This window comes from Pseudomonas cichorii, from assembly GCF_003700275.1.
Lineage (GTDB): Bacteria > Pseudomonadota > Gammaproteobacteria > Pseudomonadales > Pseudomonadaceae > Aquipseudomonas > Aquipseudomonas cichorii_B.
In genome coordinates this window covers 1-19,983 of record NZ_RBRE01000102.1, presented here as the reverse complement: position 1 = coordinate 19,983, position 19,983 = coordinate 1, and the positions used below count along the sequence as shown (strand labels likewise).

The window sequence follows — 19,983 nt, the reverse complement described above, 5'->3', positions numbered from 1 at the left end:
GAATTGGCTCCTGCCGTGAGCAATCACTTGCAGGCGTATTGCGCCAGCTTGTCCTGCATGAAATCCAGAAAACACTGAATCCTCAGCGCCAGTTTCGAGTTGCGGTAGTACACCGCATTGATCGGCTGCCGGTAGCCGTTATTGGCTTCGGTCAGCAGCACTTCCAGGCGCCCTTCGCGAATGTCTTCATGGGTCATGAAGTGCGACAGGCAGACAATCCCCTCCCCCGCCAACGCCAGATGCCGCAAGGTATCGCCACTGGATGCCGACAGGCTGGGCCGGATCGGCCAGCTATCGCCTTCGGCATGCCGCAGCGGCCAGTTGTTGAGGGTGTCACTGTGGGAAAACCCCAGCAGCGTATGCTGCGCCAGCTCCCCGACCGAAACGGGCCTGCCCCGGCGTTGCAGATAGCCCGGACTGGCGAGAATATTGAGCGGGCAACAGCCCAGAGAACGGGCATGCAGGGTTGAATCCGCCAGGGCCCCAATGCGGATGGCAATGTCAGTGTTTTGCTCAAGCAGGTCGATGTACAGGTCGTTGCTGTTGAGTTCGAGCTGAATGTCCGGGTAAAGCTGGCGAAACTCGGCCACGTAAGGCACGACCGAGTGCAGCATGAATGGCGAAGCGGCATTGACCCGTAAACGGCCGGACGGCGTTTGCCGGGACAGGTAAAGATGCTCTTCCAGATCCGCCATCTGTTCGAGAATCTGTCGGGCGCGTTCCAGAAAGAACTTGCCCTCTTCGGTCAGATCCATGCGCCGCGTGGTGCGGTTGATCAGCGTGGTTTCCAGTTTGGCCTCAAGGCGCGACAGGGTCCGGCTGATCCCGGAAGGTGTTTGCCCCATGTGTTCGGCGGCGGCAGAAATCGAGCCGTTTTCGATCACCGAAACGAACACCTGCAATTCATCGGATCTGGCTTTCATGCTTGCTCCCGGCCCAAAACAGGACTGAATATTAGCCCTGTATACAGGCCGTGCAGGAGCGAATTTATTCGCGAATGAATGCGCACTTACACGTTGAACACACTGGCCAGATGCGCTTCATAACGCTGCACATCATTCTCGATATCCGGGCGCTTCATCACATCCACTGCCAGGAAGGTCGGCAAGCCGGTCATGCCGAGAAACTGGTTAGCCTTGTGGAACGGGAAGTACACGGCATCCACGCCCTTGGCTTCAAAGAAATCGGTCGGGTCGTCGAAAGCCTGCTGCGGGGCGTTCCAGGTGGCGGAAATCATGTATTGCTTGCCGTGCAGCAAACCACCGCTGCCGTATTTCTGCGAAGCATCGGAGCGGGTCCGCCCGTCGTTGGCGTACAGGCTGCCATGGCCTTCGGTAAAGACTTCATCGATGTACTTTTTTACCGTCCAGGGCGCGCCCATCCACCAGCCCGGCATTTGCCAGACGATCACATCGGCCCAGAGAAACTTCTGCACTTCCTCGGCCAGGTCGTAGCCGCCATCGATAAAGGTTTCTTTCACGTCATGACCGGCGCGATCCATGAACGCCACACCGGCTTCATGCAGGGTTGCGTTGTAACGGCCTTCGGAGTGAGCGAATTGTTTGCCGCCATTCAGGAACAGTATTTTCTTCATGCCAAGCCTCATGGATGCTCGACCCGGCAGTCGTTGCCAGCCGGATCGCAAATCAGTAATGAATGGCGCGCAGGATAAAGAAGCACGAGGCATTGAGTAATGCGGTGGCAAGCAAAATACCTTTGCCTGAAAAGCACGAATTGGCTGCTTATTGTTGATTTAAATCCCTCAACCTGCGATCAGCAAATGCAGCCCCAATGCGCCCATTCCGATAAAGAACACCCGCTTGAACGTCAGCGCGCTGATCCGCTGCCGCAACCATTGCCCCAGCAGCATGCCCAGTAACGCCGGGATCAGCGCCAGCAATGAAGCGCCCAGTTCTGCGCCCCCCATAGCGCCGTTCCATAGCAGACCGGCCGCCAGCGCCAGGGTCGAAACGGTGAACGACAGGCCCAACGCCTGCACCAGTTGGTTGCGCTCCAGCCCCAGCGCCTGCAGGTAAGGCACCGCTGGAATCACGAACACGCCGGTGGCCGAGGTGATGATCCCGGTAATGAAACCGCATAGCGGGCCCAGCCAGCGCTCGGTTCTGGCCGACACCCTGAACACCGGCAGAAACAGTCCGCTCAGTGCATACAGCAACAATGCCGCGCCCAGGGCCCGGGTCATCGAATGCCCGCCGCTCATGCCCAGCCAGAAAGATCCCAGGCAAGTGCCGATGACGATCAGCGTCAACATTGGCCACAGACGCCGAAGCAGCGCCCGCAAGTGCCCTCCCGTCGCCAGTTGCCAGAGATTGGTGAAGGTCGAAGGAATGATCAGCAAGGCCGCAGCCTGCGCCGGCAACATCGCCAGGCCCAGCAACCCCATGGCCACGGTCGGCAAGCCGAGGCCGATCACACCCTTGACCGTTCCGGCCAGCAGAAAAGTGCCGATGACCAGTGCGCTAAGGCCCCAGCCGATGGTTTGATAAAAATCCAGGAATGTATTCATGGGCAGGTCCTGAGTCTGTGTTTTCTGACCCGAAGCTGGACGCACCGCCAGGCAGTGCGTCCGGTTCTTGCCAGGTCGTTACTCAGTAGCCCAGCGACAACCCGGTATTGCGCCGAGGGTCATTGGCACCGTAGAAACGGTTGTTGCCCACCGGTTTGCCTCCCAGCGAAGGCGCACCGACCAGAATCGCGGCGACGTGGTTGAGCGGTTGCGGGCCGGTGAATTTATGCCCCCAGCTTTCGAGGATCTTCTGCGTGTCGGGGCTGACCGCGAAGGTTTCCAGGTTGGTGGTTTCCGGCTGCCATTGCTGATGGAAGCGTGGCGCATCGACGGCTTCCTGAATGTTCATGCCGTAGTCGATCACGTTGAGCATGGTCAGCCAGGTCGCGGTAATGATCCGGCTGCCACCCGGCGTACCAACCACCATCACTACCTTGCCGTCCTTGGTGACGATGGTCGGGCTCATCGACGACAGCGGCGTCTTGCCCGGTGCGATGGCGTTGGCTTCGCCCTGCACCAGCCCGTACATGTTGGGCACGCCGACCTTGGTGGTGAAGTCGTCCATCTCGTCATTGAGAATGACGCCGGTCTTGCTGGCCATGACCCCGGCACCGAACCAGTTGTTGAGGGTGTAGGTCACCGATACCGCGTTACCCCATTTATCGACGATGGAGTAATGGGTGGTGTTATTGCCTTCATGGGGCGCGACACCCGGCTTGATCTTGTTGGAGTCACCGGCCTTCTGTGGCTCGATGGCGTTGCGCAGTTTGGTTGCGTAGTTCTTGTCCAGCAGGTGCTCGATGGGGTTCTTGACGAAATCCGGGTCACCCAGATAGCTGTTGCGGTCGACATAGGCGTGACGCATCGCTTCGATCTGGTAGTGCATGCCCTGGGCCGAGCGATAGCCCAGCTCTTTCATCGGGTAGCCTTCGAGGATGTTCAGCATCTGGCAGATGACTACGCCACCGGAACTCGGAGGCGGGGCCGAAACTACGTGATAGCCACGGTAGTCGCACTCGATGGGCGCCAGCTCGCGGGGCTTGTAGTGATCGAGGTCAGCCTGGGTGATGATGCCCTTGCCGGCCTGGCTGGAATCCACCAGAGCCTTGGCGACCCAACCCTTGTAGAAGCCATCGTTACCCTTGGCGGAAATTTCCTTCAGGGTCTTGGCCAGATCCTTCTGTACCAGTTTCTGGCCGACCTTCATCGGCTCGCCCTTGTCGAGAAAGATCGAACCCGAATCGGCCATGTCAGCCTTGAAAACATCGGTGGCGCTCGACAGCAGGTCCACATCGCCCTGCTGCAGTGCAAAACCGTCTTCGGCGAGTTTGATGGCCGGAGCGATAATCTCCTCACGCTTGCGGGTGCCGTATTTGTTCAGCGCCATTTCCATGCCGGCAACCGTACCCGGCACCGCCACGGACAGATGGCCCTTGGCGCTGAGGTCGGGAATGACATTGCCCTGCTTGTCCAGATACATGTCGGCAGTAGCCGCCAGCGGAGCCTTCTCGCGGAAGTCCAGGAACGTCTTGCGCCCGTCGGCCAGTTGAATGGTCATGAAACCACCGCCACCGAGGTTGCCTGCCGCGGGGTAAACCACCGCCAGCGCATAACCGACCGCCACGGCGGCATCGACAGCATTACCGCCGTTCTTGAGTACATCGACGCCCACATGGCTGGCCAGATGCTGGGCGGTGACCACCATGCCGTTTTCAGCGGCAACCGGTGCCTGGGACGCTGCGTAAGTCGGGGAGTAAGCCAGAATCAGTGCTGTCGCGATGAGCGACTTGGCGAGGGGTTCAAACTTCATGTCGTTCCTTCTTTTTTTTCTGAGTCAGGGGACGTTCGATGTGAATTACGCAAAGCACCTCATGGCAGTACCCGGGCATCCTTGCGGTGGTCACACGCGCTCAAAGTAGCGGTTCCTGGCGCCGCTGCCAACAACCGGTCCCGGCAGGACATGCCACGGCCCGGGTGTTTCTGGGATAAGATCGCATTTCCCAATGATAATCATCCATATCGCCATGCACTCAGCCGCTCCACAGGAAACCCGATGACACTCGCTGTCGCGTCTCTATCCGCGCCACGCATCCTGGTGGTCGACGACCACCGCAAGATCCGCGACCCGCTGGCCGTGTACCTGCGCCGTCATCAGTTCGAGGTGCGCACGGCGGAGGATGCTGCGGGCATGTGGCAATTGCTCCAGCAGCAGACGTTCGATGTCATCGTGCTGGATGTGATGCTGCCCGATGGCAATGGCTTTGATCTGTGCAACACCCTGCATCGCCGTGAAAACATTCCGGTGATCCTGCTGACCGCCCGCGATACCTCTGCCGACCGGGTCCGTGGCCTGGATATCGGCGCCGACGATTACGTGACCAAGCCCTTCGAGCCCCGCGAACTGGTAGCACGCATCAACAGCCTGCTCCGCCGGCGCGGTACGGCCATGAGCAGACCGGCCACTGCGCCACCGTCCGCCGGTATTTCGGAGCTGACGCAACGCTACGAGTTTTCCGGCCTGAGTTTCACCTTGAGCAGCAGCACCCTGATACGCCGCGATGGTTCGGCTGTGCGCCTCAGCACTGTGGAGAGCCGCCTGCTGCTGGTCTTGCTCGCCAACCCCAATATGATTCTGAGCCGCCAGCGCCTGATCGATCTGACGACCCGGCCCGGCAGTGAAGTGTTCGACCGCGCCATCGACCGGCAGATCAGCCGCCTGCGCCGCAAGCTCGACGACAACCCGCTGGAGCCGGAATTGCTGCGCACTATCTGGGGCGACGGTTACCTGCTGGCCACCGCTGTCACTCTGCTCGACACATGAAGCTGCTGCGCCGTCTTTGGCCCAGGCGCATGGCCCATCAACTGGGCGTGCTGTTGCTTCTCGCGCTGCTGGCTTCCAATGCGATTGCCATGCTTTACCTGCAACGTACCGGCGCCCTGATTCATCCGCTGTCGCGCACGCTGGCCATTGAACGATTGATCACTGCCTACCATGTCGCTCAAGGCTTGTCCGCCGAAGATGCATCGCGCCTGCTGGCCTCCATGCAGACACCCGACGCGCACTTCTGGGTCGCCAGCCGTGCCATCGCCGACAGCCACGATATGCGCCCGGAAGAGCAGCGTCTGCTCGGCGAACTCAGCAAGCGCATCACCTTGCCTGCCAACACCCGCATCGGTATGCAACTGGAACGCATCAGCGGTGGCCCGGCCCGCGAGCATGTTTTCGTCGCAGCCGGCTGGGCGCCATTGAGGTTGCGCACCAGCATTGACCTGCCTAATGGCCAACAGTTGAATGCCATCCAGCATCCGGCCGGCGGTTACGAATGGGGGCGCATGCTGGCTTACACCTTGCCGGTCACGACCATTCCGGTGCTGCTGATCGTGATCTTTTTCATGCGCCGCGTGGTGCAGCCGGTCAAGACCCTGGCGCAGGCCACCGAGCGGGTCAGCCGCGGCGAATGGATTTCGCCGCTGCCGCTCTCCGGTCCGCAGGAAGCCCGTGATCTAACCAGGGCCTTCAATGTGATGCAGGAACGCATCGCCCGGCATGTCGAAGGCCGCACCCGGATGCTGGCCGCCATCAGTCATGACCTGAATACGCCGATCACCGAGTTGCGTCTGCAAATGGAGTTGCTGGAGGAAGGTCCGGAACGCGATGACATGCTCGACAGCCTCGACGAACTGCGCGCCATGGTGCGTGAGACATTGAATTTCGTACGCGGCGATGCGGTGCAGGAAGCGACGCTGAGGATTTCCCTGACCGCCCTGCTCGACGATCTTGCCCGCCGCTATCAAAGCATGGGCCAACCGATTGGCTGGGAGCCTGGGCCGCAGGTGTATTGCACTTGCCGCCCGCTGGCGCTCAAGCGAGCCCTGACCAACCTGATCGACAATGCCCTGCGCCATGCCGGAGATGCCACGGTCAGCCTGGCGGTCGAAGACGACACGGAAATCCGCCTGGAAATTCTCGACCACGGGCCGGGCATCGAACAGGACTGGCTGACCCAGGTGTTCGAGCCCTTTGTGCAGTTGAGTCACACCGGTACGGACAACATCCAGGGCGGTCTGGGCCTTGGCCTGGCCATCGCTCGCTCCTGCATCCAGGCCCATGGCGGAGAACTCACCCTTGAGAATCGCCCACCGGCAGGGTTGTGTGCGGTGGTGAAGTTACCCCTTGTTCGCGAATGAGCGGAACGCCGCCCGATTCGCTCCTACCGAGGCGTGGGCTGTGCCAATTGTGTGGGAGCGAATTCATTCGCGAAAGGCTCAGAACCGAACAGTGGTACTCGCCCACAGCGTGCGGCCATAGTTGACCGTGCCGTAGGTTTCGTCATCCAGCCGCTTGTCGTTCAGGTTGTACAACGCAGCATTGAGCGACACGTTCCTGGTCAATTCATAAGAGCCGCCAACGTCCGCCGTGGTGTAGCCCGGCGATGCTTCGTCGTTGATGGTATTGCCGTATTCCTTGCCGTAGTAATTGGTCGCCGCCCACAGTTGGGTGCGGTCGTTCAATTGCCATTCGGCGCGCAGGTTGGCTTTACGCTCAGGCGTCAGGGCCAGTGGAGCACCGGCGTTGGCACCGCTCTTCTGCTCGGAATCGGTATAGGTGAAGTTACCCTTGATCGCCACCGCAGAGGTCACGTCCCAGCGGCCATTGAGCTCGACGCCCTGAATCACCGCCTTGTCGACGTTGACCCGGTCCATCACGGTAAAACCGTTCCAGCGCTCGGTGGTGGTCACCGTCGACAGCTTGTCCTGGAAGTCGTTGTAGAACACTGTCGCGCCGGCCGAAAGGTTATTGCGATTGGACCAAAGCGCCGACAGTTCATAGTTGGTGCTGGTTTCCGGCTTGAGGTCCGGGTTGCCGAACATCACGAAGGTATTGCGCCGCAGGTAGGAATAACCGGGAACCACTGCCCGCACTTCCGGCGCCTTGAAGCCGCGGGCGACACCACCCTTGAAGGTCCAGTCGTCGGTCGCACGCCATACGCCATAGACCCGTGGGCTGAAATGCACGCCGTACTGTTCATGATGGTCCATGCGCAGGCCGGTGGTGAGCGAAAACGTATCGGTCATCGACCATTCGTTTTCAGCGAACAGCGCTTTCTGCACCACGGAGAACTCGTAGTTTCTCCGGTCGCCCAGGCCCTGGTTCCAGTCGGTGACCGTGGTGTCGTTCCATTGCATGCCGACCGTGGTGATGTTGTGCTCGGTCGGCATCACCAGCTTGGCGTCGAATACCGTGTTCTCGACCTCCGGCTTGCGGCCCAGGACATCGCTCTGGGTCGAACTGGCCAGGCCTTCACGGCTGGATTTCTCATAGGCCAGGGAAACATCCGAAGTCGCCCAGCCCCAGCGGCCCTGATGGGAAATCGACCAGTGATCGCGATTGTTTTCCTGCTCGCGGGTCGCCCAGTTGGCACTCACGCCATCGCCGTTTTTCAGGCGGGTGGCACCGGCTTCCAGCAGGATTTCATGATCGCTATTCGGCGTAATCGCCAGACGCGCCGTGAGGTCGCGATGATCGGCCTTGCTGAAACCATTGGTTTGCTCGACGTCGTCATCCGCCTGCCGATCCAGATAACGGCCCCAGACCTGCAAGCCCAGCAGATCTTCCTTGAGCGGGCCACTGAGGTAGAACTGGGTCTGGCGCGCATTGCCCTGATCGCTGTGCTGACGCGCCGAGTAATCGTAAGTGACCGAACCGCCCCACTCCGGCGTGACCTTGCGGGTGATGATATTGATCACGCCACCAATGGCATCCGAGCCATACAGCGACGACATCGGACCACGCACCACTTCGATTCGCTCGATGGCTTCGGCAGGCGGAATGAAGCTTTGTTCGTAACCGCTGTTGCCGTTGACCCGCGATTCGCGAGCGCTCTGGCGCTTGCCGTCAACCAGAATCAGCGTGTAATCGGCGGGCATGCCGCGAATGGAAATATCGGTTTCGTTGGCGCCACCGTTGACCGTCACGCCTTCGACATCACGCACCGCATCGGTCAGGTCGCGAAAGGATTTCTTGCGCAGCTCATCGCCGGAAATAACCGTCATCGAGGCCGGTGCATCCTCCAGGTTCTGCTCATAGCCCGCCGCAGTGACCACCACGTCTGCAATCGACAGCACATTGGCCGACGCCGGGATTTCGCTCGGCTCTTGCGCATACGCCTGACCCGAGGCCAGAACGGCCAGCGCAAGTTTGATCATCACAGCCGCAGGCCGCAGACGGAAGGGAGAATGCATGGAACGTCCTTACGATTCAAATAAGTAAAAGAGAATCGTATGCATCTGCATTCATGAAGGTTGGACAAGATGTGACAAGCAGGGAGGACAGCACTCTATTGGCCAGATACTGCCCGCCTCGCCGCGCGCTTCATTCCTTGCGCAGATAGCCTTCGATGATCGCCGAGAAATCCTTGTTACCGTCACCGCGCAGGCTCATCGCCTGATAAAGCTGCTGGGCCATGGCACCCAGAATCACCGGCTGATGCGCCGCCTTTGCCGCTTCGGTTGCGAGCCCCAGATCCTTGAGCATCAGTTCGGCGCCAAAGCCGCCGGTGTAGCCCCGCGAAGCCGGAGCGGTGTCCACGATGCCCGGCCATGGGTTATAGAACTCCGAACTCCAGCAGCGGCCGGTCGAGCTGTTGATGATTCCGGCGAGCACCTGGGTGTCGATCCCCAGCGAATTGCCCAGCGCCATGGCTTCGGAAATGCCGATCATGGAAATCGCCAGCAGCATGTTGTTGCAGATCTTGGCAACCTGCCCGGTGCCGACCTCTCCGCAATGGACAATATTCCTGCCCATCTGCGCCAATACCGGCTTGAGCACGGCAAAGTGTTCGCTCGTACCGCCGACCATGAACGTCAGCGTTGCGGCCTGCGCGCCAGCAGTGCCACCGGAAACCGGCGCATCGCTCACCACAACGCCTTGTCGGGCGGCAATGGCGGATATTTCACGAATGGTCTGCGGATCGATGGTGCTGCAATCCACGGCGGGAACCCCGCTGGCGATACCTTCCAGTACGCCGTCCTCGCCCAGATACACACTGCGCACATGGGCGGCGGCGGGCAGCATGGTGATCACCAGCTCGCTGCCCTGGGCCGCATGCCTGGGGGTTTCGCGAATACTTGCACCAGAGGCGGCAAGCTCGGCCAGAATGGTCTTGTTCAGGTCGCACACATGCAACTGATGACCCGCCTGGATCAGATTGCGCGCCATGGGCGCACCCATGTTGCCCAAGCCAATAAATGCGATTTTCATTGTTGTTCTCCTTGGCAGGTTTTGCTTGCGATAGGGTCGCGTCAAAACACTTGAAGTATAGAAGAGGCCTGCCAGGAGGACAGCGCCAGAATGGCGATGAAATCCTTTATGCCGGGAGAGAAACCGACAGGGCCTCGGCATGGTCATTACTGAGCTTGTCCGCGAGTCACAATCTCAATTGCGCCAGTGTCTGCTGGGGGAACACCAAATGAATCAGTCCACGCTGTGGAAATCCTGGCTACTGGCTTGCTGCCTGTTGCTCGGCAGTTGCGCCAACATCGATGTCGGCCATTACCGTAATGAGAAACCCGAGCTGGATCTGCCCGTTTTTTTCTCGCAGCCGGTGAAAGCCTGGGGCATGTTTCAGAAACGATCGGGCGAAGTGGTCAAACGCTTTACTGTCACCATCGAAAGCCGCAGGCAAGGTGAGCAGTTGATCCTAGACGAACATTTCGTCTACAGCGACGGTACGTTGCAGCGCAGAGTCTGGACCCTGACGCCTGACGGGCCGGGGCGCTGGAAAGGCACGGCAGGCGACGTCATCGGTGAAGCCGTGGGCGAAGTCGCAGGCAATGCCCTGCGCTGGCGCTATACCCTGAACCTGGAGGTCGATGGCAAGTTCTACCCGGTGCAGTTCGACGACTGGATGTACCTGATGGACGAGGACACGCTGATCAATCGCTCGTTCATGTCAAAGTTCGGTGTAGAACTGGGGCAAGTGACCTTGTTTTTCAGGCGCGGCGCCGACAATCACTGAGGTATGACTGGCAGCGCCGGGCCGCAGCGCTAAAGCCCCAGCATCAACCCGCTCAGGCGCTTCACCTTGCGGCGCAGCGCCTCTTCAAACACACCCTGGCGCGGCTCGATCAGACTGAACCAGTGTTTGGCGCGGGTGATGCCGGTGTAGATCAACTCCTTGGTCAGCACCGGGTTCAAGGCTTCGGGCAGGATCAATGCGGTATGGGCGAACTCCGAGCCCTGGGATTTGTGCACGGTCATGGCGTAGACGGTTTCCACATCATTGAGCCGGCTGGGCAACACAAAACGCACGCCATCGCTGCCATCGTTACGCGGGAAGGCGACACGCAAGACCTTCTTGTCGCCTCCGTCGCGCTCGGGTAGCAACAAGGTGATGCCGATGTCGCCGTTCATCAGCCCCAGACCGTAATCGTTGTGGGTCATCAAGACGGGACGACCTTCGTACCATTGCTGGTCCCGCTCGATCAGCTCCGCATTGGCCAGCGCTTGAGTGATGCGCTGATTCAAACCCTCGACACCCCATGGCCCCTTGCGCACCGCGCACAGCAACTGGAACGCATCGAAGGCCTGCAACACGGCACGCGCCCAGCGGGTCCAGCATTCATCCTCCAGCGGCGAACCGTCGACAGGACGCTGTTCGGCCAGTACGCCAAGGTAGTGGCGATAACCCTGCGGCCCACCGCCATGGCCGTCGAGCAGCAGACGTTCGAGACGCTGATCCTGTTCGCCCTTGAGCGCCAGACTGAACAGATCGTCATGACTGCGAGCCGCCAGCAGCGCACGCGCCGGGTGATCCTGTTGCTGGTTGACCAGTCGTGACAACTGGCCAATACCACTGCCCTGCCCAAAGCGCCGCGAGTGGCGCAACATCACCACTTGTTGCGCGAGCGGATGCAGCTCCGCGTCACCCGGCTGCAGGGCGCTCTTGCTCAAGTTTTCGCCGCTGATCGCTTCCAGCCAGGCCTGGGTCTGCGGGCTGTAGAAACCCTGCTCGGCGTCACGGCACAAATCGCCAAGCACCGCGCCCGCCTCGACCGATGCCAGTTGGTCCTTGTCACCGAGCAGCACCATACGTGCATCCGACGGCAGCGCATCGAGCAGGTTGGCCATCATTTCCAGGTCGATCATCGACGCTTCATCGACCACCAGCACATCCAGCGGCAGTGGATTACCCGCGTGATGCCGGAAGTGTCGTGTCCCCGGCCGACTGCCCAGCAAGCGGTGAACGGTGGTGACTTCACTGGGAATCCGTTGCCGCACTTCATCACTGACCTTGAGGTTCTGCACCTGCTGGCTGATGGACTCGGTCAGACGAGCAGCCGCCTTGCCGGTGGGCGCGGCCAGACGAATGCGCAGCGGCTGACCGCTCTGTACCGCAGGTGCTTGCAGCAGGGCCAGCAAGCGCACCACTGTGGTGGTCTTGCCGGTGCCCGGTCCGCCAGTGATGATGCTGAAGCCACGGCGAGTGGCCAGGGCACAGGCCAGTTTCTGCCAGTCGATCACCGCATCCGCTGCCGGGTTGGCCGGACCGAACAGCGCGTCGAGACGTTGCGCCAGGTCTTGCGGTGCACTGTCCGGCTGGGCCAGCCGCTGGCGCAAGGCTGCTGCGATGCGCCGCTCATAGGTCCAGTAACGGCGCAGGTACAGGCGCCGGTCGGACAACACCAAGGGCCTCTGCGCAGCTTCCGGGCTCAGGTCTTCGATCCGGGCCACCAGAGGGCTGTCAGCCAGCGCCCGGCACCATGTCGCGCCATCCAGCCCGGTCAGCAATTGCGAAGGCAACAGCACCGGCACACCTTGCAGATCGCCTTCCGGTGGCAGCGACAAGGCAAAGTCCGGCTCCTTGAGGGTTTCGTAAAGATCCAGGCACACATGCCCGTGCCCCAACTGGTGACTGCTCAGGGCCGCCGCCAGCAACACCCGCGAATCGGCTTGTGGGTCCAGCTCACCGAGGAAGGCTACAAAAGCCCGGTCCAGGGCACGCAACCAGCCGCGCTCGACCCAGCGCTCAAGCAACAGCAGCAGGTCCGCGACACGGGTCAGCGGGCTGAGTCTGGCCAGACTCTCGTCGTCCAGTGGCACAGGTAACAGTTCGGCAAACGAACGGCTCATGCGAACGCTCCTGGCTCGACGGTTTGAATGGATTGCCCCTGGAACAGCAGGTCCAGGCTCTCGATCAGTTCACGCGGTGGTCGGGTGAAGTAGACGCCTTGTGTCGCCGAGCGGCTGCCACGCAGGAACAGGTACAAGGCACCGCCCATATGCTGGTCGTAATCGTAGTCGGCCAGCCGCGCCTTGAGTTGGCGATGCAGCGCCAGCAGGTAGAGCACGTATTGCAGGTCGTAGCGGTTTTCGAGAATCGCCGCTTCCATGCTCTGCTCGGTATAGAACGTCTCGTCGCCGCCCAGCCAGTTGGATTTGTAATCGGCCACGTAATAGCGCCCTTCATGCTCGAAGGTCAGGTCGATGAAGCCTTTGAACATGCCATTGAGCGAGGTGGTCTGGGTCACCAGACGCGGCGCATTGCCGTGGGTGTAATGGCGCACGAGTTCATCCATCTGCGCCACGTTGACCTGGCTGCTGGCGAACCAGAACTCCATTTCAACCCGGTACTGGTTGGGTTGGTCCAGCTCGCCCAGGGCGACGGGTGTCACGTCATGACCCAGAGGCAAAGGCATGTTGAGCAGGTGTTGCAGCCAGCCGCTCAGGGTATCGATCCAGCCTTGCCAGCCACGCCGATTGCAGCGACGAGCCACCGCATCCTTGAGCAACTCGGGATCATGGGCGGCCGTTGCAAAGCCTTCGTTACCCGCCCACTCCAGCAGACCATGCAGAAAGGTGCCGGGATTGGGGCCACGGGGAAAACGGTGGATATCGTCGCCGCTGGCCAGCAGCTCACGTGGCGCCTGCGGGTCCAGGCGCTCGTCGTCGAACAGTTTCTGCGCCTGTGGGCTGTCGGGGGATGTATCGCCGCTGGTGCTCAGGGTGTCGCCGATACGCAATGCGCTGTATGAAGCGATCCACCAGTTTTCCGCTGCACGACGTTTGGGCACCAGCGCCTTGAGCAGCGAGGCGTCGTTGCGTGGCGGGCTGAAGGTGTCGCCAGTCGGCTCGGGAACCGGCTGCAAGGCAATGCTTTCACAGCCCTGGCTCAGGTCTCGCAGCCACAGTTTCAGGTCCGCCGACTCGCCAAGCGCAGCGCCGCCGCCCAGCAGATAACCGAGCGCCGAGCGATGCAGCATCGAACTGTTGAGGTTACCGCGCTTGAGGTCTGCGACACCCAGCCAGCAGGCATGCTCGGAACGGGTCAGGGCTACATACAGCAGGCGCAGGTCTTCGGCCAGACGCTCGTCGTCAGACCGTTCGATCAGCTCTGCGGTGGGTTGCAGGCTGATCTGCGCGTGGCCCTCGGCATCGTGAAACTGCAGCGGCAAGCGGCTGCCATCCACCGGCTTGGCCGAGCAGATGAACGGCAGAAATACCAGCGGATACTGCAAGCCCTTGGACTTGTGAATGGTCACGACCTTGACCAGTTGCTCATCGCTTTCCAGGCGCAGGATCTGTTCTTCCGCAGCCTGGCCGGACAATGCCAGTTGCTCGCCCAGATGCCGGATCAAGGCCTGCTCGCCATCCAGCTCGGCGGCAGCCTGTTGCAGCAACTCGGACAGGTGCAGCAGATTGGTCAGGACCCGCTCGCCGTCGTTGCGGGCGATCAGGGTCTGCGGCAAGGCGAAATCGTGTAACAGACGACGCAGCATCGGCAGCACGCCCTGCTGTCGCCACAGAGCGCGATAGCCACGGAACTGCATGACGCGTCGCTCCCAGGCCAGTTCGTCCTGATTCAGACGCTCCAGCTCGGCCAGCGGCAGGTTCAGCGTAATGCAGGCCAGCGCAGCGCGCAGGATGCGTTCGGCGTCCGGCTCGGCACACGCCTTGAGCCAGGCCAGCAGGTCATGGGCTTCCTGGGCCGCGAACACCGAATCCTTGTCGGAGAGATAGACGCTACGCACACCTCGGGCCGATAGCTCATTGCGCACGGCCTGGGCTTCCTTGCCATCACGGACCAGAATCGCGATGTCGGCGGGCAGCAAGCCACGCAACGGTTTGTCGGCACTCGCAAAACCGCTCAGCCCTTGTTGACCGCCGTTGAGCAGACGCACGATTTCACTGGCGCAACTGGCCGCCAGTTGCTTGCGGTAAACGCTGCCGGATACAGGATCATCGCTTGGCAGATGCCAGACCGTCAGCGCCGCCAGCGGCGCACCATCGACTTCGAGGCTTTCCTTGCGGCCCTGGGCAAGCGCCTTGGCGAACGGCACAGGATTGTTGCCATCGCCATCACGAAACAGAAACGCACCACGCCCTTCGGCACGCTGCTCGGCCTGGGCGAAGATGTGGTTGGCCGACTCGACCATCGCATGGCTGGAGCGATAGTTGGTGTCCAGCGTATGCCAGCGGCCCGTGGTGGCAGTGCGCGCTCGCAGATAGGTGTAGATATCGGCGCCACGGAAAGCGTAGATCGCCTGTTTGGGATCGCCGATCAGAAACAGGCCGGTGTGTTCGTCGTTTTCTTCAAGGCGATAAATACTCTCGAAGATTCGGTACTGCACCGGATCGGTGTCTTGGAACTCATCGATCAGCGCAACCGGAAACTGTTCACGAATCAGGCTCGCCAGACGCTCGCCGCCTGAGCTGTGCAGGGCCGCATCGAGCCTGAGCAGCATGTCATCAAAACCCATTTCTGCGCGGCGGCGTTTTTCTTCTTCAAAGCGTGCACTGACCCATTGCGCGGCATGTTGCAGGACGGCGGCATCGGGTTTGGGCAGCGCATCGAGCGCGGCTTTCAGTTCGGGCATGGCTTCCAGCGCCGGGTGCGAAGGTGCATCGTTTTTCCAGGCTTCGGCAACGCCGTCGGGGGTCAGGCGGGTGAAACCGGTGCCCAGCTCCAGGGTTTCCTGAGTCTCATCTGCGGCCCAGGCCTTGAGCTTCTCGAACCAGGGCGCGAAGTAACGTTCCTGAATCTTGCGACCATCGACCACCTTGCGTTTGACGCCATCCTGAAATATCGCCTGCAGCTCGTTGGCCCAGTCGGTCCAGGGCGCTTTCAGGGTTTGCAGTGCTTCGCGACGCTGTTCCAGAGAGGCCAGAATCAGCTCTGCGGGCTCTTGCGTCAACGTGCTGCGCTCGCGACCGAACAGCCCGCGTATGCGTGGCAACAAGGCCGCCGGGCCACCCCATTTGTCACGCACCCAGTCCAGGGCATCGCCGCTCATGGGGTAACAGAAACGTCGCCAGTAATCGCGCAACACTTCGCCCAGCAGATCGCTGTGATCGGTTTCCAGGGTTTGCGTGAACAGGCTGCCGCTGTCGAAAGCGTGCTCGCGCAACATGCGTTGACACCAACTGTGAATGGTCGAAACCGCAGCCTCGTCCATCCACTGCGCGGCGATATCGAGACGGTTGGCGCAGCCCGGCCACAGCTCGGTACTGAATTGGCCGCGCAAGTCGGCAATCAGGTCGTCAGGCGCGGCTATTTCATCTCGGAAGAAACGTGCGGCATCGGCAAGGCGGGTGCGAATCCGGTCGCGCAGCTCCTTGGTCGCGGCATCGGTAAAGGTCACCACCAGGATCTGCGGCGGTAGCAGCTCGCGACCGAACGCCGAGGTTTCATCGCCGTGCCCAAGCACCAGCCGCAAGTACAGCGCCGAGATGGTGAAGGTCTTGCCGGTGCCGGCACTGGCTTCGATCAACTGGCTGCCGCGCAATGGAAAGCGTAATGCCAGTGGAACGCTGTGTTCTTGCAAGGTGCTCATGCGCTGGCCTCCCCGCCGGACAGAGACTGCCAGGGCGCCTCGTGAATCGGTTTGTAGAGCGCTTCGCACCAGCCGACAAACTCCTCGCTGTCCATCAGCGCATCGAAGTCCGGAAACTGACGGGCCAGCGCAGTGCTTTCACGACGTTCGCCATCGCTGGTCTGCCCATCGCCTTCATAAGCCTTGCGCGCAGCGGCTTCGGCCTTGTCCAGTGGTTGTCCCAGCCAGGCGAAAGCGGTCTTGACCGCAATCGGCAACGGCTGCTGCATGCCACACATCCAGGCAGTCAGCAGGTCGCTCAGCAACGTGTTTGCAGCGTCCTTTTCCAGCGGGGCCAGCATCAGCGTTTCATCAGTGGCCACCAGCGCGGTATTGAGCGGCAAGCCGCAAGCGCTGGCAACCAGATGAGTGACCCACGGACGAATCATCCGGTGCCATTTGCGTGTGCGTTTCGAGCCAATGCTGTTGGGAATGACCGTGATGCTCAGCAACTGGTGTTGCGCATTGCCATGCAGGCCGCCGAGCCAGCCGTCGAGGCTCACATCGCCATGGGTGAAGCTGACCGGCAAGGCACTGCTCAACGGCTCAGGCCACAGGGTCAACAATGCCTGATAGCGATTGAGTACGTCCGGCAATGGCTCGATCAGTTCAGCCTGTAAACGAGTACCGAAACCGGCCATCGGCAGCAGACCGCTGGCTTGTAGCCTGAGCGCCTGAGCCTGCAAGGCCGAATCGATGTCATCCGGGCTGGCCAGCGCCGCAGTCAGCAGACTTTCACTCATGCCATAACGCTCAAGGGCGTCGAGCACGAAAGGTTCTTCGTCAGGGACAGGCGCTTCGGCAGTCTCGAAGTAGATCTTCAAACGCTGGCTGAAGAAGTGCTTCACCGGATTTCTCAGGAAGTCCTGGAGCTGGGCAATCGTCAGCGGCTCGTCCTGCTCATGGGGCGGCAAGGCCGCCGGGCCGGACGGAGCAATGCGCTCTTCATGCAGCAGGCGCCATTCCTGGGCAAAGCTGAAATAGCCGGTGCCCGCATGAAAATAACTGGCACTGAAAGGCTGGAGCGGGTGGTGCAACGTCAAGGCCTCCAGCAGCCGTTCGCCGGAGTCCTGTTTGCTGTCAGGCTCCGGCGCCGAGGCGAGTTTCCAGCCGCTGGCCAGATGATCGCGCAACTGGCCGATCAGCACCGAGGCCGGCCGTTCACTGTTATCGCGAATACTGTGGCCGACCCAACTGATATACAACTGATCGCGGGCCGAGAGCACGGCTTCCAGCAGCAGGTAGCGGTCATCTTCACGCCGCGAACGGTCACCGGGCCGGTAATCACTGCCCATCAGATCGAAATCCAGAGGCGGCTGGGCACGTGGATAATCGCCATCGTTCATGCCCAGCAGACACACCACCTTGAAAGGAATCGCACGCATCGGCATCAAGGTACAGAAGTTGACCGAGCCCGCCAGAAAGCGCTGGGACAGACGGCCCTGATCCAGGCCGGCCAGCCAGGCTTCACGCACCACCGTCAGTGGCAACTCATCGAACAGCTCTACCGTTTCACAGGTTTTCAGCCAGTTTTCGCGCAGTGTCTCAAGCTGGCCCAACAGGTAGTCGTCATGCTCGCTTTCGGCCTGGAAGAACACCTGCATCAGCGCCTGCAAACGTGCTCCCCATTCCTGGGGCGTCGCGGGCAGCGACAGTTCGGCATGGGCGATCTGCAGCGCGTCGATCAGGGCAACCAGCGGGCCGATCAATGCGGCATCCAGCCCGCCGATCTCGTCATAAGGTTCAATGCCTTCATAGGCTTCACCAGCACCGACGGCATAACCGAGCAGCATTCGGCGCAGACCGAAGTGCCAACTGTTCTGCTCCAGTTGTTCGGGCAATCCCAGACCGGCACGCTGCTGTGCATTCAGGCCCCAGCGCACACCTGCGCCTTCGATCCAGCGATGCAGGGTCGGTAAGTCATGCTCCTGAATCCTGAAGCGTGCCCGCAGCGCTGGGACGTCGAGCAGGTCAAGAATCTCACTGACCGGGAAACGGCTGTCGGGGAGCTTCAACAAATGCTCGACCGCAATCAGCAACGGCTCGCGACCACGCTGGCCCTGGTCGGCCAGCGTGAAGGGAATGAAGCGTTGGTCATAAGTATCGATCTGGCCGAATACAGCCCGAATGTGCGGGGCATAGCTGTCGATGTCCGGAACCATGACGATCACATCGCGCGGCCGCAGGTTCGGGTCCCGGCTGAAACGCGCCAGTAACTGATCGTGCAGCACTTCCACTTCGCGCTGGGCACTATGGGCCACATGGAAGCGGATGGAGCGATCCTGCAAAGCATCGACTGCCGGCCACTTCTCGCGAGTTTCATCTAGGGGGCGCAGTTCGAGAATGTCATCCTGCAACTGATTGAGGATGGTTGCAGGCTCGCTCTCACTGAACAGGTCAATGCGCTCATCCTTGAAAGAAGAGCGGTAGCTGCTCGGTTCATCATGGCTGTCGAGCAGGTTGATGTAGTCACGGCCTTGTTTGCCCCAGGCAGCCAGCAAAGGATGGGCGTGCTGATGCAAAGCCTGTGGATCAAGAACAATCGGCATGCCGCTCTTGCGCGCCTGACGCTTGTATTGATGACGCAGCAGATCCTTGTCGGCGACGATATCGGTCCAATGATGGCGACAGGGATTGTGCACACAGAGCAGCACCTGGCTGAACTTTGACAGTCCGGCCAACGCTTCCAGTGCCTGTGCGGGCAATGATGAGATGCCGAAGACGATCACCCGCGCAGGCAAGCCTGGTGGAGCCTCGACAAGGGAGTTGATGCGCTGGAGAAAGCGCTGGTGAACACCGGCACGACTCTGGGCCATGCCTTCGGCCCCGACATCCTCCAGCAAGGCACGCCACAGTTCCGCCTGCCAGCAATTGGCCGCGTTCAGCGCCTTGGGCTCACCGCGAACATTGCGCAGTTGGTGATGCCCTTCCGCCCAATCCTTTAGCCAGTCGGCACGGTAGACCTGATATTGGTCGAACAGGTCAGCCAGCCGTTCGGACAACTGATAGCGCTTGCGCAGATCGGTATCGGCCGTAAGGAAGCGCTGCAACGGCTCGAAATGAGGCTGATCGATCAATTGTGGCAGCAGGCGCATCAGCCGCCAGGTCAGCGGTGCCTTGTCGAGCAACGAGACTTCGGGGATCTGGTCACGGCCCAGTACCGAACGATACAACTGCCACATGAAACTGCCGGGAAGTTGAACATCTATAGCGGCTGCGATACCGCAGCCGCCCTGGTCTTCATCCAGTGCATCTTCGGCCAGTGCCAGCTTGAGCCATTGGGCAATGCCGTTGCTTTGCACCAGAGCAATCTCGTTTTCCAGCGGAGCCAAGGGGTAGCGGCGCATCCAGGAGACAACCAGGCTGCGCAGTTCATCCGGGCGGTTGCCATGAACCACCATGAAACCGGCGCTAAGAGAGGTTGTGACGGACATGTACGCTTCCTTGACTCGAACGAGTAAAACCTGAGGCCAAACCTTAAGGGCAAGCGCCTGCGATTGCCATACGCAATCAAGCACAATTGATGTGACCGGACCGCAGGCCGATGAGCAGACTTTTTTCGGTCCACAAAGACAAAACCCCCA

At 60.8% G+C, this 19,983-nt stretch carries 12 protein-coding genes; 3 read left to right on the top strand and 9 right to left on the bottom strand.

Features of this window, described 5'->3' with window-relative positions; genetic code table 11:
- Nucleotides 1-23 precede the first annotated feature (23 nt).
- From ALQ04_RS25915 to ggt, 4 genes are all read right to left on the bottom strand, one after another.
- Nucleotides 24-923, bottom strand: coding sequence for a LysR family transcriptional regulator (locus tag ALQ04_RS25915; protein WP_122318634.1), 900 nt, complete (start codon nucleotides 921-923; stop codon nucleotides 24-26).
- Nucleotides 924-1,009: 86 nt separating this feature from the next.
- Complete coding sequence (locus ALQ04_RS25910) at nucleotides 1,010-1,594, bottom strand: NAD(P)H-dependent oxidoreductase (protein ID WP_122318633.1); 585 nt, start codon at nucleotides 1,592-1,594, stop codon at nucleotides 1,010-1,012.
- A gap of 168 nt (nucleotides 1,595-1,762) precedes the next feature.
- Nucleotides 1,763-2,527, bottom strand: coding sequence for a sulfite exporter TauE/SafE family protein (locus tag ALQ04_RS25905; protein WP_122318632.1), 765 nt, complete (start codon nucleotides 2,525-2,527; stop codon nucleotides 1,763-1,765).
- Between the two features lie 82 nt (nucleotides 2,528-2,609).
- On the bottom strand, nucleotides 2,610-4,337 hold the full coding sequence (ggt, locus tag ALQ04_RS25900; protein ID WP_122318631.1) for a gamma-glutamyltransferase: 1,728 nt from the start codon (nucleotides 4,335-4,337) through the stop codon (nucleotides 2,610-2,612).
- Between the two features lie 243 nt (nucleotides 4,338-4,580).
- On the opposite strand from ggt, the gene ALQ04_RS25895 reads away from it, so the two are divergent.
- Together ALQ04_RS25895 and ALQ04_RS25890 are read left to right on the top strand one after the other, a co-directional pair.
- Nucleotides 4,581-5,348: a response regulator transcription factor gene (locus tag ALQ04_RS25895; RefSeq protein WP_122318630.1), complete on the top strand. Its 768-nt coding sequence runs from the start codon at nucleotides 4,581-4,583 to the stop codon at nucleotides 5,346-5,348.
- A 29-nt stretch (nucleotides 5,349-5,377) separates the two neighbouring features.
- Nucleotides 5,378-6,715 carry a HAMP domain-containing sensor histidine kinase gene (locus ALQ04_RS25890; protein WP_122318629.1) on the top strand — a complete coding sequence of 446 codons (1,338 nt, stop codon included), beginning with the start codon at nucleotides 5,378-5,380 and terminating at the stop codon, nucleotides 6,713-6,715.
- A 78-nt stretch (nucleotides 6,716-6,793) separates the two neighbouring features.
- Here ALQ04_RS25890 and ALQ04_RS25885 read toward each other — a convergent pair whose 3' ends face one another.
- Nucleotides 6,794-8,770 carry a TonB-dependent receptor domain-containing protein gene (locus ALQ04_RS25885; protein ID WP_122318628.1) on the bottom strand — a complete coding sequence of 659 codons (1,977 nt, stop codon included), beginning with the start codon at nucleotides 8,768-8,770 and terminating at the stop codon, nucleotides 6,794-6,796.
- 130 nt (nucleotides 8,771-8,900) lie between these two features.
- Nucleotides 8,901-9,788, bottom strand: coding sequence for a 3-hydroxyisobutyrate dehydrogenase (mmsB, locus tag ALQ04_RS25880; protein ID WP_122318627.1), 888 nt, complete (start codon nucleotides 9,786-9,788; stop codon nucleotides 8,901-8,903).
- A 223-nt stretch (nucleotides 9,789-10,011) separates the two neighbouring features.
- Between mmsB and ALQ04_RS25875 the strand changes: the two genes are divergently transcribed.
- Complete coding sequence (locus tag ALQ04_RS25875) at nucleotides 10,012-10,545, top strand: DUF3833 domain-containing protein (RefSeq protein ID WP_122318650.1); 534 nt, start codon at nucleotides 10,012-10,014, stop codon at nucleotides 10,543-10,545.
- A gap of 29 nt (nucleotides 10,546-10,574) precedes the next feature.
- On the opposite strand, the gene recD is transcribed toward ALQ04_RS25875, so the two are convergent.
- The 3 genes from recD to recC are packed head-to-tail and all read right to left on the bottom strand — an operon-like array spanning nucleotide 10,575 to nucleotide 19,833.
- Nucleotides 10,575-12,659 carry an exodeoxyribonuclease V subunit alpha gene (recD, locus tag ALQ04_RS25870; RefSeq protein ID WP_122318626.1) on the bottom strand — a complete coding sequence of 695 codons (2,085 nt, stop codon included), beginning with the start codon at nucleotides 12,657-12,659 and terminating at the stop codon, nucleotides 10,575-10,577.
- A complete protein-coding gene (gene recB, locus ALQ04_RS25865) occupies nucleotides 12,656-16,351 on the bottom strand; it encodes an exodeoxyribonuclease V subunit beta (protein WP_122318649.1) in 3,696 nt (1,231 codons plus the stop codon). Before recB ends, recD begins: the two co-directional genes overlap by 4 nt.
- A gap of 5 nt (nucleotides 16,352-16,356) precedes the next feature.
- The gene (gene recC, locus ALQ04_RS25860; RefSeq protein WP_122318625.1) at nucleotides 16,357-19,833 is read right to left on the bottom strand and encodes an exodeoxyribonuclease V subunit gamma; all 3,477 of its coding nucleotides are present in this window, start codon (nucleotides 19,831-19,833) and stop codon (nucleotides 16,357-16,359) included.
- Nucleotides 19,834-19,983: the final 150 nt, after the last annotated feature.

What these genes read in the sequence shown, in the direction of transcription:
- ALQ04_RS25915 (WP_122318634.1), bottom strand. Translation starts at nt 923, where the DNA reads ATGAAAGCCAGATCCGATGAATTGCAGGTGTTCGTTTCGGTGATCGAA.
- ALQ04_RS25910 (WP_122318633.1), bottom strand. Translation starts at nt 1,594, where the DNA reads ATGAAGAAAATACTGTTCCTGAATGGCGGCAAACAATTCGCTCACTCC.
- ALQ04_RS25905 (WP_122318632.1), bottom strand. Translation starts at nt 2,527, where the DNA reads ATGAATACATTCCTGGATTTTTATCAAACCATCGGCTGGGGCCTTAGC.
- ggt (WP_122318631.1), bottom strand. Translation starts at nt 4,337, where the DNA reads ATGAAGTTTGAACCCCTCGCCAAGTCGCTCATCGCGACAGCACTGATT.
- ALQ04_RS25895 (WP_122318630.1), top strand. Translation starts at nt 4,581, where the DNA reads ATGACACTCGCTGTCGCGTCTCTATCCGCGCCACGCATCCTGGTGGTC.
- ALQ04_RS25890 (WP_122318629.1), top strand. Translation starts at nt 5,378, where the DNA reads ATGGCCCATCAACTGGGCGTGCTGTTGCTTCTCGCGCTGCTGGCTTCC.
- ALQ04_RS25885 (WP_122318628.1), bottom strand. Translation starts at nt 8,770, where the DNA reads ATGCATTCTCCCTTCCGTCTGCGGCCTGCGGCTGTGATGATCAAACTT.
- mmsB (WP_122318627.1), bottom strand. Translation starts at nt 9,788, where the DNA reads ATGAAAATCGCATTTATTGGCTTGGGCAACATGGGTGCGCCCATGGCG.
- recD (WP_122318626.1), bottom strand. Translation starts at nt 12,659, where the DNA reads ATGAGCCGTTCGTTTGCCGAACTGTTACCTGTGCCACTGGACGACGAG.
- recC (WP_122318625.1), bottom strand. Translation starts at nt 19,833, where the DNA reads ATGTCCGTCACAACCTCTCTTAGCGCCGGTTTCATGGTGGTTCATGGC.